Origin of the sequence: Aeromicrobium endophyticum, assembly GCF_003586285.1 — a bacterium.
Taxonomy (GTDB): Bacteria; Actinomycetota; Actinomycetes; order Propionibacteriales; family Nocardioidaceae; genus Aeromicrobium; species Aeromicrobium endophyticum.
The window spans coordinates 1,618,987-1,633,382 of record NZ_QUBR01000001.1 but is presented as its reverse complement, the minus strand read 5'-3'; the positions used below and the strand labels follow the sequence as shown (position 1 = coordinate 1,633,382).

14 protein-coding genes are annotated in these 14,396 nt (G+C 71.4%); 2 read left to right on the top strand and 12 right to left on the bottom strand.

Annotated elements, in window-relative coordinates; translation table 11 throughout:
- Window positions 1–10 precede the first annotated feature (10 nt).
- The 5 genes from purB to DX116_RS08010 all read right to left on the bottom strand — a co-directional run bounded on the left by purB (window position 11) and on the right by DX116_RS08010 (window position 5,945).
- Window positions 11–1,432, bottom strand: coding sequence for an adenylosuccinate lyase (gene purB, locus DX116_RS08030; RefSeq protein WP_119703593.1), 1,422 nt, complete (start codon window positions 1,430–1,432; stop codon window positions 11–13).
- Window positions 1,429–2,685: a phosphoribosylamine--glycine ligase gene (gene purD, locus DX116_RS08025; RefSeq protein WP_119703592.1), complete on the bottom strand. Its 1,257-nt coding sequence runs from the start codon at window positions 2,683–2,685 to the stop codon at window positions 1,429–1,431. Before purD ends, purB begins: the two co-directional genes overlap by 4 nt.
- 93 nt (window positions 2,686–2,778) lie before the next feature.
- Window positions 2,779–3,909, bottom strand: coding sequence for an Ig-like domain-containing protein (locus tag DX116_RS08020; RefSeq protein ID WP_147393621.1), 1,131 nt, complete (start codon window positions 3,907–3,909; stop codon window positions 2,779–2,781).
- A gap of 127 nt (window positions 3,910–4,036) precedes the next feature.
- The gene (locus DX116_RS08015) at window positions 4,037–5,320 is read right to left on the bottom strand and encodes an adenylosuccinate synthase (protein ID WP_119703590.1); all 1,284 of its coding nucleotides are present in this window, start codon (window positions 5,318–5,320) and stop codon (window positions 4,037–4,039) included.
- Between the two features lie 91 nt (window positions 5,321–5,411).
- Complete coding sequence (locus DX116_RS08010; protein ID WP_119703589.1) at window positions 5,412–5,945, bottom strand: CGNR zinc finger domain-containing protein; 534 nt, start codon at window positions 5,943–5,945, stop codon at window positions 5,412–5,414.
- 38 nt (window positions 5,946–5,983) lie between these two features.
- On the opposite strand from DX116_RS08010, the gene DX116_RS08005 reads away from it, so the two are divergent.
- Both DX116_RS08005 and DX116_RS08000 read left to right on the top strand, forming a co-directional pair.
- Complete coding sequence (locus DX116_RS08005) at window positions 5,984–6,955, top strand: EamA family transporter (protein ID WP_119703588.1); 972 nt, start codon at window positions 5,984–5,986, stop codon at window positions 6,953–6,955.
- 9 nt (window positions 6,956–6,964) lie between these two features.
- Window positions 6,965–7,852 (top strand): diacylglycerol/lipid kinase family protein, encoded by an 888-nt coding sequence (locus DX116_RS08000; RefSeq protein ID WP_119703587.1) that lies wholly within the window; start codon window positions 6,965–6,967, stop codon window positions 7,850–7,852.
- Between the two features lie 111 nt (window positions 7,853–7,963).
- Here the strand turns inward: DX116_RS08000 and DX116_RS07995 are convergent, their stop codons facing one another.
- From DX116_RS07995 to DX116_RS07965, 7 genes are all read right to left on the bottom strand, one after another.
- Window positions 7,964–8,377: a DUF3151 domain-containing protein gene (locus tag DX116_RS07995; protein ID WP_056603268.1), complete on the bottom strand. Its 414-nt coding sequence runs from the start codon at window positions 8,375–8,377 to the stop codon at window positions 7,964–7,966.
- A gap of 82 nt (window positions 8,378–8,459) precedes the next feature.
- A complete protein-coding gene (gene fbaA / locus DX116_RS07990) occupies window positions 8,460–9,479 on the bottom strand; it encodes a class II fructose-bisphosphate aldolase (RefSeq protein ID WP_119703586.1) in 1,020 nt (339 codons plus the stop codon).
- Between the two features lie 64 nt (window positions 9,480–9,543).
- Window positions 9,544–10,908: an FAD-dependent oxidoreductase gene (locus DX116_RS07985; protein WP_119703585.1), complete on the bottom strand. Its 1,365-nt coding sequence runs from the start codon at window positions 10,906–10,908 to the stop codon at window positions 9,544–9,546.
- 118 nt (window positions 10,909–11,026) lie between these two features.
- Window positions 11,027–11,662, bottom strand: coding sequence for a TrmH family RNA methyltransferase (locus DX116_RS07980; protein ID WP_119703584.1), 636 nt, complete (start codon window positions 11,660–11,662; stop codon window positions 11,027–11,029).
- Entirely contained in the window at window positions 11,659–12,306 is a 648-nt protein-coding gene (pyrE, locus tag DX116_RS07975) for an orotate phosphoribosyltransferase (protein WP_119704189.1), read from the bottom strand. Before pyrE ends, DX116_RS07980 begins: the two co-directional genes overlap by 4 nt.
- Before the next feature lie 30 nt (window positions 12,307–12,336).
- Complete coding sequence (locus DX116_RS07970; RefSeq protein WP_158591938.1) at window positions 12,337–13,026, bottom strand: class E sortase; 690 nt, start codon at window positions 13,024–13,026, stop codon at window positions 12,337–12,339.
- A 204-nt stretch (window positions 13,027–13,230) separates the two neighbouring features.
- Window positions 13,231–14,382: an MFS transporter gene (locus DX116_RS07965; protein ID WP_158591937.1), complete on the bottom strand. Its 1,152-nt coding sequence runs from the start codon at window positions 14,380–14,382 to the stop codon at window positions 13,231–13,233.
- Window positions 14,383–14,396: the final 14 nt, after the last annotated feature.

Sequence of the window (14,396 nt, the reverse complement as noted above, 5' to 3'; positions counted from 1 at the left end):
GACGATGGCGCTAGAGGATCGAGCCCGGCGCGTAGGCCGCGGCCTCGGGGCTCTCGGCCACCACCTGCTCGATGCGAGCGACGACCGCGTGCACCTGGCTGACCGCAGCACCCGTGAACTCGATCGGCGACGCGACCAGGCTCGCGAGATCGTCCTCGGACAGGCCCAGGCGGTCATCGGCCGCGAGACGCGCGAACAAATCGTTCTCGGCCGCACCCTTCTCGCGCATCTCGAGCGCCACCGCGACGGCGTGCTGCTTGACCGCGTCGTAGGCCGTCTCGCGCCCCTTGCCCTGACGCACCGCGGCCATCAGCACCTTGGTCGTCGCCAGGAACGGCAGGTAGCGATCGAGCTCGCGCTGGATGACCGCCGGGAAGGTGCCGAACTCGTCGAGCACGGTCAGGAACGTCTCGAACAGGCCGTCGGCGGCGTAGAACGCGTCGGGCAGGGCCACGCGGCGCACCACCGAGCACGACACGTCGCCCTCGTTCCACTGGTCGCCGGCCAGCTCGCCGACCATCGACACGTACCCGCGCAGGATGACCGCGAGCCCGTTGACGCGCTCGCAGGACCGGGTGTTCATCTTGTGCGGCATCGCGCTCGAGCCGACCTGGCCGGCCTTGAAGCCCTCGGTGACGATCTCGTTGCCCGCCATCAGCCGGATCGTCGTGGCCAGGTTGGAGGGCGCCGCCGCGAGCTGAACGAGCGAGGTGACGACGTCGTAGTCGAGCGAGCGGGGATAGACCTGGCCGACGCTCGTGAGCACGGTGTCGAAGCCCAGGTGGTGGGCGACCCGCTGCTCGAGCTCGGCGAGGCGCTGCTGGTCGCCGCCCAGCAGGTCGAGCTGGTCCTGCGCCGTGCCGACGGGCCCCTTGATGCCCCTGAGCGGATAGCGGGCGACGAGGTCGTCGATGCGGGCCACCGCGACGAGCAGCTCGTCGGCGACCGTGGCGAACCGCTTGCCGAGGGTCGTGGCCTGGGCCGCGACGTTGTGGCTGCGCCCCGCCATGACCAGCTCGGCGTGCTCGGTGGCCAGCCGTCCGAGGCGCGCGAGCGTGGCGACGGCACGGTCGCGCATGACCTGCAGGGACGCCTTGATCTGCAGCTGCTCGACGTTCTCGGTCAGGTCGCGTGACGTCATCCCCTTGTGGATGTGCTCGGTGCCCGCGAGCGCCGCGAACTCCTCGATGCGCGCCTTGACGTCGTGGCGGGTGACCTTCTCGCGGTCGGCGATCGAGGCCAGGTCGACCTGGTCGACGACGGCCTCGTACGCCTCGATGACGCCGTCGGGGGTCTCGACGCCGAGGTCCTTCTGGGCCCGCAGCACGGCGATCCACAGCTGCCGCTCGAGGACGATCTTGTGCTCGGGCGACCAGATGCGCGTGATCTCGGGCGAGGCGTAGCGGCTGGCGAGGACGTTGGGGGTGGTCACAGGGCGGTCCCGTTCTGTAGCGCCGCGAGGGCGATGTCGGTGCGGTGGTGCCCACCGCGGATCGAGATGAGGTCGATGCCGGCGTACGCGCGCTCGCGCGCCTCGGCCAGGTCGGCGCCCGTGCCGGTGACCGACAGCACCCGGCCGCCGGCGGTGACCAGGCGTCCGTCCACCATCGCGGTGCCGGCGTGGATGACGTCGACGCCCTCGAGCGCGTCGGCGTCGTCGACGCCGTCGATCGGATCGCCCGTGACGGGCGCCTCGGGGTAGCCCTCGGACGCGACGACGACCGTGACCGACGACGCCTGCTGCCACTGCGGCAGCCCGACCTCGGCGAGCGTGCCGGTGGCCGCGCCGTGCAGCAGCGCCGACAGCGGGGTGCGCAGCATCGCGAGCAGCGACTGGGTCTCGGGATCGCCGAAGCGCGCATTGAACTCGATGACCCGGACACCGCGGCTGGTGAGGGCCAGGCCCGCGTAGAGCAGCCCCTGGAAGGGCGTGCCGCGCTTGTCCATCTCCTCGACCGTCGGCACCAGCACGCGGCGGCACACCTCGGCCACCAGGTCGTCCGGTGCCCACGGGAGCGGGGTGTACGCCCCCATGCCGCCGGTGTTGGGGCCCTCGTCGCCGTCGCGGGCCCGCTTGAAGTCCTGGGCGGGCTGCAGCGGCAGCACCGTCTGCCCGTCGGTGATCGCGAACAGCGACACCTCGGGCCCGTCGAGGAACTCCTCGATCACGACCCGGTCACAGGCGGCGGCGTGGTCGATCGCCGCCTGCCGGTCGTCGGTCACGACGACGCCCTTGCCCGCGGCCAGCGCATCGTCCTTGACGACGTAGGGCGGCCCGAAGGCGTCGAGGGCGTCGGCGACCTGCTCGGGCGTCTCGCAGACGTGCGCCATCGCGGTGGGCACCTCGGCGGCGGCCATGACCTGCTTGGCGAACGCCTTGGAGCCCTCGATCTGCGCGGCCTCCTTGGAGGGGCCGAAGCAGGCGATGCCCACGGCCCGCACGGCGTCGGCGACGCCCGCGACCAGGGGCGCCTCCGGGCCGACCACCACGAGGTCGACGGCCAGTGACGTGGCCAGCGCCGCGACGGCGTCACCGTCGAGCGGCTCGACGTCGTGCAGCGTGGCGACGGCGGCGATGCCGGGATTGCCCGGGGCCGCGTGGACCTCGGTGACCTGCGGATCGCGGGACAGGGCGAGGGCCAGGGCGTGCTCGCGGCCGCCGGTGCCGATGACGAGGGTCTTCACGGGATGCCACTCTAGTCGTCGCCCGCACCGCGCCCGGACGCGACGAGGGCCCCGTCCGGCTGGACGGGGCCCTCGCTCGGGGTGCTGCGGGTGCTACTTGCGGACGCGGACGACGACCGAGTCGGTGCCGCCGCTGCGGATCGACGAGCCGGCCTGCGTGACCTTGAGCGTCGACTTGCCCTTGGGCAGCTTGTTGGGGAGCTTGAGCTTGACCTTGCCCGAGCCGTTGACCTTGCCGGTCACAACCTTCTTGCTCTTGGCGTAGCCGTACACCGTCGTGCCCTTGGCGGCCTTCACGCCGTCGACGCTGACCGAGGCGTAGACGTAGACGGTGCTGCGGGTCGAGGGACGCGTCGGGTGGACGCGGTAGATGTCGACCTTGCCCTTCTGCTTCTCGACCTTGATCGCGGTGACGGCCGAGGCCGAGCCGCCGCGACCGTCGGTCACGGTGAAGGCGACCTTGGCGTCGCCCTTGAAGTTCTTGGCCGGGGTGAAGCGCTGCGTCGCGCCCGTGCCGGTGACCGAGCCGCCGGTGACCGAGTCGACCTTGTAGGTCAGCGCGTTGCCGTCGACGTCGCCGGCGCTGAGCGTGATGTCGACCGCGGTGTTGATCTTGGTCTTGGCCGAGCCGTTGGTGGCCGTCGGTGCGTTGTTCTTGAACTGGTAGGTCGTCTCGTCGAAGGCGAGCGACTTGACGGCGCCAGCGGCGGACACGCTCTCGACGCCGAACGCCGTGACCTTGGTGCCGTCGGCGCCAAGAGCGTCCTTGATGGCCTGCGCCGAGACGTCGGCGTCGGCGGCGACCTCGTTGGAGGTGCCTGCGGCGATCTTCTTGCTCGACCGCCACGTGTCGGCGGCGGTCCCGCGCGTCAGGTCGGCGGTGCCCCCGTCGATGTCGGTGTCGGAGATAACGGCCACGAAGGTGCCCGTGCCGTCGACGGCCGCCTTGGCGACGTCGTCGAGCGTGGCGTCAGCGGCGGGGCTGCCGTTGAGCACGCGCGAGCCGGCGCTCAGCTGCAGTCCGTCGGTCGTGATCTGGTTGGTGGCGCCCTGCGTGGCCTGGTACCAGCCGGTGGTGCTGCCGCCGAATGCGGCGATCTGCGACTCGCGGACGTCTGCGGTGGTCGCGGCCTGCGCGAACGGCGCGAACAGCAGCGTGGAGGTGACGAGCGCGCCGGTGGCGAGACCCGCCCCTGCGCGGCGGCGCGTGATGGTGAGTGACATGGAGTTCTGTCCCTTGCTGGTGAGCTTCCCTCCGGACCCCCCGGAGACGCCGGAGAACCCCCCGACGCCACCCATCACAACATGCCGGGCCTAATGGGACAAACTGTCCCTCGCCCAGCCGGGGCCCCTACAGCAGGTCGTGGCGGACGATCGACTGCTCACGATCGGGCCCCACGCCGATCGTCGAGATGCGTGCGCCCGAGATCTTCTCGAGCGCCAGCACGTAGTCCTGGGCGGCCTGCGGCAGGTCGTCGAAGGTCCGTGCGCCGGAGATGTCCTCGGTCCAGCCGGGGAACAGCTCGTAGATGGGCCTGGCGTGGTGGAAGCCCGTCTGCGTCATCGGCATCTCGTCGACCCGCTCGCCGTCGACCTCGTACGCGACGCACACGGGGATCTGCTCCCATCCCGTCAGCACGTCGAGCTTGGTGAGCACGAAGTCGGTGACGCCGTTGATGCGTGCCGCGTAGCGGGCGATCGGGGCGTCGTACCAGCCGCAGCGGCGCGGACGCCCGGTCGTGGTGCCGAACTCGGCGCCATTGGTGCGCAGGCGCTCGCCGTCGTCGTCGAACAGCTCGGTCGGGAACGGTCCCTCGCCGACGCGGGTCGCGTACGCCTTGACGATGCCCACCACGCGGGTGATCTCGGTGGGGGCGATGCCCGAGCCGGTGCAGGCGCCACCGGTGGTGGCTGATGACGAGGTCACGAACGGGTAGGTGCCGTGGTCGACGTCGAGCAGCGTGGCCTGGCCCGCCTCGAGCAGCACGGTCTTGCCGTCGCGCAGCGCGTCGTGCAGCAGCAGCGGCGTGTCGGAGACCATCGGACGCAGCCGATCGACGTACGACAGCAGCTCGTCGACGATCTCGTCGACCTCGACGGCGCGGCGGTTGTAGATCTTGGTCAGGATCTGGTTCTTGAGCTCGAGCGCGCCCTCGACCTTCTGCCGCAGGATCTTCTCGTCGAAGAGGTCCTGCACGCGGATGCCCAGACGGTTCATCTTGTCGGCGTAGGTGGGGCCGATGCCGCGGCCCGTGGTGCCGATCTTGCGGCTGCCCAGGAAGCGCTCGGCGACCTTGTCCATCGTCCGGTTGTAGTCGGCGATCACGTGCGCGTTGGCGCTGACCACCAGCTTGGAGGTGTCGATGCCGCGCTCGTTGAGGCCGTCGATCTCCTCGAACAGCACCTTGAGGTCGACGACGACGCCGTTGCCGATGACGGGAACGCACCCGGGGCTGAGGATGCCGCTCGGCAGCAGGTGGAGGGCGTACTTCTGGTCGCCGATCACCACCGTGTGACCGGCGTTGTTGCCGCCGTTGAACTTCACCACGTAGTCGACCCGGCTACCCAGGATGTCCGTGGCCTTGCCCTTGCCTTCGTCGCCCCACTGGGCTCCGACGATGACGACTGCGGGCATGGGATGCACCACCCTCACACATGCGACAAGCCCCGTTCTCGCGGGGCTCTTACCGGCCCAGCCTATCGGAGATCGCGCCTCGGCGTCCCTCCTACGAGCTCCGGCGGGCGCGGTAGGCGGCGACGGCGGCCCGATTGCCGCAGGCCGTGCTGCAGAACCGGCGCGAGCGGTTGCGCGACAGGTCGAGCACCAGGCCGCGACAGTCGTCGTCGGCGCACACCCCGAGCCGCGACATCTCGTCGGCGCGGATGACGTCGATCATGGCCATCGCCGTCTCGACCACGATGCGCGTGGCGAACGGCCGCTCGTCCTCGACGGCGTGCAGGTGCCAGTCCATGTCGCCGTGGCGGACGAGCTGGGGCAGGGCGCGGGCGTCGCGCAGCAGGGAGTTGACGAGCTCGACGGCGTCGTCGCGACTGGCCGTGAGCAGCTGGCGCAGGACGGGACGCAGCTCGCGCAGCTCGTCGAGCTCGGCCTGGTCGGCGTCGAAGCGTCCCGTGTAGCCCTGCTCGGCGATGAACTCGGCGACCTGATCGGTCGAGACGAGGGTGTCGGGCTGCTCGGCCGAGTTCGCGAGCGCCACGGCGGCCACGAGCGCCGCTTCGGTGTCATGAGCGAAGACCATGTTGACACCTTACAGCGCGCACTCTAGTGTCACATGCCATGAGCGCTTTGACCCATGACATCGAGCACGCCAGCCCGTCCCGCACCTCGTCCGGGATCGCCTTCGCGGTGGCAGGAGCGGCGTCGTTCGCCATGTCGGGGCCGATCGCCAAGGGCCTCATCTCGTCGGGCTGGTCGCCCGGCTCGGCCGTGACCATCCGGGTGCTGCTCGCCGCCGCGATCCTCGCCGGACCGGCGGGCATCTCGCTGCGCGGCCGATGGCACCTGCTGCGCACCAACCTGTGGCTCGTCGCCGCCTACGGCCTGGTGGCGGTGGCGGGCGTCCAGCTCGCCTACTTCAATGCGGTCGACCACCTGCAGGTCGGCGTCGCCCTGCTCATCGAGTTCACGTGCCCCGTGGCAGTGCTGGCATGGATGTGGTGGCGGCACCACCAGCGTCCGTCACCCCTCACCGCGATCGGTGCGGTGCTCGCGATCGCTGGCCTGTTCCTGGTGCTCGACCTGACGTCGGGAGCCGAGATCGACCTGGTCGGGCTGGCCTGGGCGTTCGGCGCGATGATCTGCGCGGCCGTCTACTGGATCATGTCGGCCGACGAGGACAACGGGCTGCCCGGCATCGCGCTGGCCGCCGGCGGCCTGACGTTCGGCGGGCTCGCCCTGCTCGCCGGCGGCCTCGTCGGGATCATCCCGCTGGCCGCTTCGACCGGCGACGTCGAGCTCGCGGGCGCGATGTGGCCGTGGTGGGGTGCGGTGCTGCTGCTCGGCACCGTCACCGCCGGGCTCTCGTACGTCCTCAGCATCGAGGGCAGCCGCCGGCTCGGATCACGCCTCGGATCGTTCGTCGGGCTGGCCGAGGCGGTCTTCGGCGTCGCGTTCGCGTGGCTGCTGCTCGCCGAGACGCCCCGGGTCGTCCAGCTGATGGGTGGCGCGCTGATCCTGCTCGGCGTCGTCGGGGTCAAGCTCGGAGAGCCCCGCGTCGACGCGGCTGCGCCGGCGGGCACTGCCCCGTAGGGTTCGAGGGTGCCCTCCCTCCTCGCCATCGCCAATGCCGACGCCGGCAGCTCGGACGACGCCGCGGTGGACGAGGTCGTCAGCGCGCTGCAGGCCGAGGTCGACGTCGAGCTCGTCCGCACGTCCAGTCCCGACGACCTCGCCGAAGCGCTGGCGGCGCGTCCCGATCTCGACGGTGTCGTCGTGCTCGGGGGCGACGGCAGCCTGCACGCGATCGTCCAGGCCCTGCGCGACGCCGGCCGGCTGGACGTCGTCGTCGGCCTGGTGCCGCTGGGCACCGGCAACGACTTCGCGGCCACCCTCGCGCTGCCGCTCACGCCGACCGAGGCGGCCCTGGTGATCGCACACGGCCGTACCCAGGCCATCGACCTGGTCGTCGACGGCGACGGCGGCGTCGTCGTCAACGCCGCCCACATCGGCATCGGCGCGGAGGCCGCGGCCGCGGCTCGGCCCTGGAAGAAGGCGCTCGGCCCGGTCGGCTACGCCGTGGGCGCGGCGCTCACGGGCCTCAAGGGCCTCACGACGCCCGGCGCCCGGCTGCGCATCACGGTCGACGGCGAGACCCTCACCCGCAAGGAGCCCGTCATCCAGGTGGCCGTCGGCAACGGCCGCTACGTCGGCGGAGGCGCACCCCTGCTGCCGCGAGCCGATCCGTCCGACGGCCTGATCGACGTCTCGGTGTCGTACACCGAGTCGCCGCGGCGCCGCATCGCGTACGCGTTCAGCGTGCGGCGCGGCGAGCACCACCGGCGCGACGACGTCGTCTACCTGCGCGGCACCTCCGTCGAGGTGCGGGGCGACGCGCTGCGGTGCACCAGCGACGGCGAGCTCAGCGAGGCGTCCCCGCACCACACGTGGCGCATCGAGCCCGGCGCGCTCACGATGTACGTCCCCTGACCCACCCCGCTGCGGTTGACCACGCCGGCAGGGCAGGCTGCATCCTGACGCGGCATGCTTGCTGCGCCGGGACGAGGTTCACCACGCCGGCAGGGCAAACCCCGACCGGTGTCAGGCCGTGCGGGTGACGAGCTCGGCGTAGGCCTCGGGGCTCGACTCGTGCAGGAACTCGCGGCAGCGGTGCGCCTCGCCCTCGTCGCCGAGACGTTCGGACGCGTCGGCGAGCGCGGCCAGCGAGCGCAGGAACGCGCGGTTGGGCTCGTGCTCCCACGGCAACGGACCGTGCCCCTTCCAGCCGTTGCGGCGCAGCAGGTCGAGCGAGCGGTGGTAGCCGGTGCGGACGAAGGCGTAGCCCTCGAGGTCGCGGCCCTCGGCCAGGGCAAGCTCGGCCAGCGTGACCCACGCCAGCGCGGAGTCGGGGTGCAGCGAGGCGACGGTCTGCGGGCTGTCGCCGGCGGCCAGCTCGGCGGCACCGGGGTCCTCGGGCAGGAGCGTCGCGGGCGGTTCACCGAAGAGATTCGTCATGCTCCGACCCTACGGGGGCCGGAGAACCTGGGTTCGTCCGCCTCCGCGCGGACGAACCCAGATTCTCTCGTCGCCCTGCGGGTCAGATCGTCGTGCCGGCGCTGCGCAGCGCGGCGCAGGCCTCGGCGACCCGGGTCGACATGCCGGCCTCGGCCACCTTGCCCCACGCACGGGGGTCGTACTGCTTCTTGTTGCCGACCTCGCCGTCGACCTTCAGGACGCCGTCGTAGTTCGACAGCATCCAGCCGGCGATCGGACGGGTGAAGGCGTACTGCGTGTCGGTGTCGACGTTCATCTTGACGACGCCGTAGTCGACTGCCGCCGAGATCTCCTCGGGCAGCGAGCCCGATCCGCCGTGGAACACCAGGTCGAACGGCGAGTCCTTGCCGTACTTGGCGGCGACGGCCTCCTGGGCGGCCTTGAGGATCTCGGGCTTCAGCGTGACGTTGCCGGGCTTGTAGACGCCGTGGACGTTGCCGAACGTCAGCGCCGTCAGGTAGCGGCCCTTCTCGCCCAGGCCCAGCGCCTCGGCCGTGGCCAGCGCGTCCTCGGGCGTCGTGTAGAGGTGCTCGCCCATGCCGCCCTCGACGCCGTCCTCCTCGCCGCCGACGATGCCGATCTCGACCTCGAGGATGATGCGCGCGGCCGCGGCGGCCGTGAGCAGCTCCTGCGCGATCTGCAGGTTCTCGTCGAGCGGCACGGCCGATCCGTCCCACATGTGCGACTGGAAGTACGGCAGCCCGCCGGCGTCGACGCGCTCCTTGGAGGCCGCGATCAGCGGACGGACGAAGTCGTCGAGCTTGTCCTTGGGGCAGTGGTCGGTGTGCAGCGCGACGTTGACGGGGTACTTCTTGGCGACCTCCTGCGCGAACGCGGCGAACGCCAGCGAGCCGGAGACCATGTTCTTGACGGTCGGGCCCGAGAAGTAGTCGGCGCCACCGGTCGAGACCTGGATGATGCCGTCGCTCTCGGCCTCGGCGAAGCCGGCCAGGGCGGCGTTGAGCGTCTGGGACGACGAGACGTTGATGGCCGGGTAGGCGAACGACTCGGCCTTGGCCTTGTCGAGCATCTCGGCGTAGACCTCGGGTGTGGCGACGGGCATGCGGACTCCAGTGGGTAGAGGGACGGCCCCGCCAGTATCTCAGTTGGGCCGCTCCAGGGGCGGACTACCCTGCGAGCGCCTTGACGGCGGCACGCGCGGCCACCTGGATCGGGCTCCACACCGACGAGAACGGCGGTGCGTACGCGAGGTCGAGCATGACGACGTCGTCGACGGTCATGCCTGCCGCGAGCGCCGTGCTGGCGACGTCGATGCGCAGGGCGGCGTCCTCGGCGCCGACGATCTGGGCACCGAGCAGCCGGCGCGATCGACGGTCGGCGACCATCAGCACCGTCATGGTGCCGGCTCCCGGCATGTAGCCGGCCCAGTTCGACGTCTCCTTCGAGACCACGACGGGGTCAAAGCCCGCATCGCGTGCCTGCTTCTCGCCCAGGCCGGTGCGCGAGATCTCGAGCGAGCAGAACTTCGTGATGGCGGTCTGCACGACCCCCGGGAACGAGAGCCGCGGCTCCTCGCCCAGCAGGTCGGCGACGATGCTGTCGGCCGCCACCAGGCCCTGCTTGTTGGCGTGGGTGCCCAGCGGGATGTGGATCAGCTCGTCGGTCAGCCGGTCGCGGGTGACGACGCAGTCGCCCGCGGCCCAGATGCCGTCGAAGCCCTCGACCCGCTGGCGGTCGTCCACGACGATGCCGCCCTTGGCGCCGAGCGGCAGCCCCGCGGCGTCCGCGAGCGACGACCGCGCCGTCACGCCGAGGCCCAGGATGACGGTGTCGGCGGGGTACGAGCCGTCCGACGTCTCGACCGCCGTGACGTGCCCGGCCTCGTCGAGCGCGAATCCCGTGACGTCCGTGCCGGTGCGCAGGTGGATGCCGCGGCCCTTCATGGCCTCGGCGACCGACGCGCCCAGCTCGGCCTCGATGATCGGCATGACCTGGGGTGCCCGCTCGAGCACCGTGGTGTCGAAGCCGCGGGCGACGCACGCCTCGGCCATCTCGAGGCCGATGTAGCCGCTCCCCACGACGACGACGTGCCGCGGTCCGCGCGCCAGCTCGTCGAGCACGGCCTGGCCGTCGTCGAGCGACTGCACACCGTGGATGCCGTCGCCCTCGATGCCCTGCAGGTCGGGTCGGACGGGCGCGGCACCCGTGGCGATGACGAGCCGGTCGTACGACACGGGGTCACCGCCGCGCACCGAGACCGTCCGAGCGGCGGTGTCGATCGCGGTGACCTCGGTGTCGAGGCGGACGTCGATGCCGTTCTTGCGGTGGTCGTCCGGCGTCCGGGCCACGAGGTCGTCGGGCGACTCGACCTCGCCGGCGACCCAGTAGGGGATGCCGCAGGCGGAGTAGGACGTCCAGGTGCCGCGCTCGAGCACCACCACCTCGTCGTCGTCGCCCAGCCGGCGCCGCACGCCCGATGCCACCGTCATGCCTGCGGCGTCCCCGCCGATCACCACCACTCGAGAGCTCACACCTCGAGCCTAGGTCCGGGGGCGCCGGGGCGCCGCGCGAGTGGCGCCAGCCGATCCGCGAGTGGCGCAGTCTCGCGCGACGCGCCGTCTCAGAATCGCGAGAGTGCGCCACTCGCGGTCAGGGGGTGGCGTGCTGGCGGATCCAGGCGTGCATCGCGATCGCGGCGGCCGCTCCGGCGTTGATCGACCGTGTCGATCCGAACTGCGCGATCGACAGCGTCCGCTCGCAGGCCGCCCGCGCCTCGTCGGACAGGCCCGGGCCCTCCTGGCCGAAGACGAGCACGCAGGCGGCCGGCAGCGTGGCCGACTCGATCGGCACCGACCCCTCGACGTTGTCGATGCCGAGCACCGGCAGTCCCTGCTCGGCCGCCCACGCGGCGAAGGTCGCGACCGTGTCGTGGTGGCGGACGTGCTGGTAACGGTCGGTCACCATCGCGCCCCGCCGGTTCCAGCGCCGCTTGCCGACGATGTGCACCTCGGCCACCGCGAAGGCGTTGGCCGTGCGCACGATGGAGCCGATGTTGAAGTCGTGCTGCCAGTTCTCGATCGCGACGTGCAGCGGGTGCCGCCTGCGGTCGAGGTCGGCGACGATCGCCTCGAGCGTCCAGTAGCGGTAGCCGTCGACGACGTTGCGCCGATCGCCGTCGCGCAGCAGCTCGGGGTCGTAGTGGTCACCGGTCGGCCACTCCCCCGGCCACGGCCCGACGCCGACCGGCTCGGCGGGCGCAGCGGGCCCCGCGGGCGGCTCGCTCATGCCGAGACGCCGAACTCCTCGCGGTAGGCCCGGACGGCCCCGAGGTGCTCGGCGTGCAGCCCCGTCTGCTCGAGGTACTCGACGACCTGGTCGAAGCCGATGATCGAGACCACCGGCACGTCGAAGTCGCGGGCCACCTCCTGGATGGCCGACAGCTCGCCGGCGCCGCGCTCCTGGCGGTCGACCGCCACCACGATGCCGGCGAGGGACGCACCCTCGCCGTCGACGATCTGCTTGACCTCGCGGATCGCGGTGCCGGCCGTGATCACGTCGTCGACGACCAGCGCGCGTCCGCGCAGCGGCGAGCCCACGATCGTCCCGCCCTCGCCGTGCGCCTTGGCCTCCTTGCGGTTGAAGCACCACGCGACGTCGCGATCGTGGAGCGCCGAGAGCTGGACGGCGGCGGCCGAGGCGATCGGGATGCCCTTGTAGGCCGGTCCCATCAGGACGTCGAAGTCGAGGCCGCTCTGGACGATCGCGTCGGCGTAGAACCGGCCCAGCGCGGCGAGTCTCGCGCCGGTGTTGAACAGCCCCGCGTTGAAGAAGTAGGGCGAGGTGCGTCCCGACTTGAGGGTGAACTCGCCGAAGCGCAGCACCTCGAGGTCGAGGGCCAGCTCGATGAACTCCCGCTGGTACTGATGCATGGTCACAACCCTAGGGGCAGGCCCCGTCGGTCATCGGACGGTCGTCGTCTTGCCCGTGCGCTTGTCCTTCTGCGAGACGAGGTCGCCGATCACCACGTTGCGGTTGCGGGTGTGGAACAGCTCGGAGCAGGTCAGCATCGTGATGACGGACTTCGTCGGACGCTCGCCGGCCGCGTCGGGATCGGGCACCCGCTGCAGGGGCCAGCCGACCGAGAAGTCGACCGTGATGGACGTGCCGGAGTTGCGCAGCCGGTACGTGAAGATCTTCGTGCGCGTCTCGACGACCACCTCGTCGCCCTTGCGGAGCTTCGGGAACTTCGCGAACGGCTCCCCGTGGGTGACCCGGTGGGCCGCGATGGCGAAGTTGCCGATCTTGCCGGGTCGCGCGCTCTTGGGGTCCCAGCCGACTCCCTCGGCGAGGGACTTGTCGTCGAAGCCCTTGACGATCGGCGCCTCGTAGTCGGCGCCGAAGCGCTTGACGCGCAGCAGGCCGACCTCGTCGCCGTCGATGCCGTTGGACCAGTCGGTCGAGATGCTCTGCTTGATCTCGGCCTGCTTCTGCTTGGACACGATGTTGGTGCCGAAGTACTGCCACCCGCAGTAGAGCAGGAAGCCCAGGCCGGCCAGGATCATCAGCACCCCGAGCGCGAAGACGATGCGCCGCACGGGCCCGGAGCGGGGCCGCGGCGGTCGCCCGACGGGCGCGACGGTGGCGGTCATGACCCGATCATGACATCCGAGGCACTCCCCCGGGCCCCTCGCAAAAAAGTTCACACCGGATTTCGTCATTTCCCTGCACGGCCTTGCGGCGGTCGTCTAGAGTTGATCTCGCAGGGCCGGTGCGCTTCACGCCGTCGGCGCCTGTTGTAGGCCCCACCGTTTCACCCCCCGAGAACGGTGGGGCCTACTTATGTCCTCAGCCGCTCAGAGCCTCTGGCGCGCAGCCCCGAACGAGCGGGCCGTCAGCAGCACCACCGGCACCGTCACGAGCGGGATGACGAAGGCCCAGCGCAGGTGGTCGGCCGAGGCCGCTGCGCCGATCAGGCCGCCGCCCATGATCGCGCCGAGGTAGTTGGCGATGTTCATCCGCGCGATCGCCACGTCGCGGGCGCCCGGTGGCACCGCCGCCGCCAGTGCGGCGAACGACAGCGGCGCCAGGATCGCGAGTCCCAGCCCGGTCACGAAGAAGCCGATGATCGCGACGGCCGGGGCGGGCGAGACGACGACGGTCAGCAGCCCGACGAGGCCCACCGTCGTCCCGATCAGGACGACCGGGGCCGCCCCCAGACGCCTGACCACCAGGTCGCCGCCGAAGCGCGAGACCAGCGCGCCGCCCTGGTAGGCGCCGTAGGCCAGCGGCGCGATCGACGTCGAGGCGTCGAGAGCGTCCTCGAGGTACACCGTGCTCCACGTGAGGATGCCGGTGTCGGCGGCGTAGAACACCAGCACGACCAGGCCGAAGACCAGCACCGGACGCCACGGCAGGTCGAGGCCGGCACCGGACAGCCCCGGGTCGTGCTCCCGCACGTCGACGAACCGGGTCGCGGCAGCGGTGGAGGCCGCACCCGTGACGAGCGCGACCACCGCGAGCGACGCGGCGAACGGCAGGTCGACCTCGGCGACGCCGGCGGCGTACAGGGCACCGAGGATGCCGCCGACCGACCACAGGCCGTGGAAGCTGGCCATGATGCTGCGCCCGTACGCCTCCTGGACGCGGACGCCCTGCATGTTCATGCCGGCGTCGACGGCGCCCACGCCGAGCCCGTAGACGACGAACGCACCCACCAGCAGCGGCACGGTCGGGGCGATCCCGACCAGCAGCGCTCCCGCGCCGATCGTCAGCAGCGCGACGCGCAGGGCGACCGCGCTCGAGCGCCGCTCGGCCACGAGGCCCGCCAGGACGCTGCCCACGCCCGACAGCACCGCGACGAGCACGAGGATCAGCGTGAGCCCGCCGTCGTCGATGCCGAAGCGGTCCTTGATGCGCGGCGCCTGGGTCACGATCGCCGCGAACACGAGCCCCTGCAGGAAGAAGCCGGTCGCCACCGCCCACCTGGTCCGCTGAAGGTCGCTCACCCGCGTCATCGTAG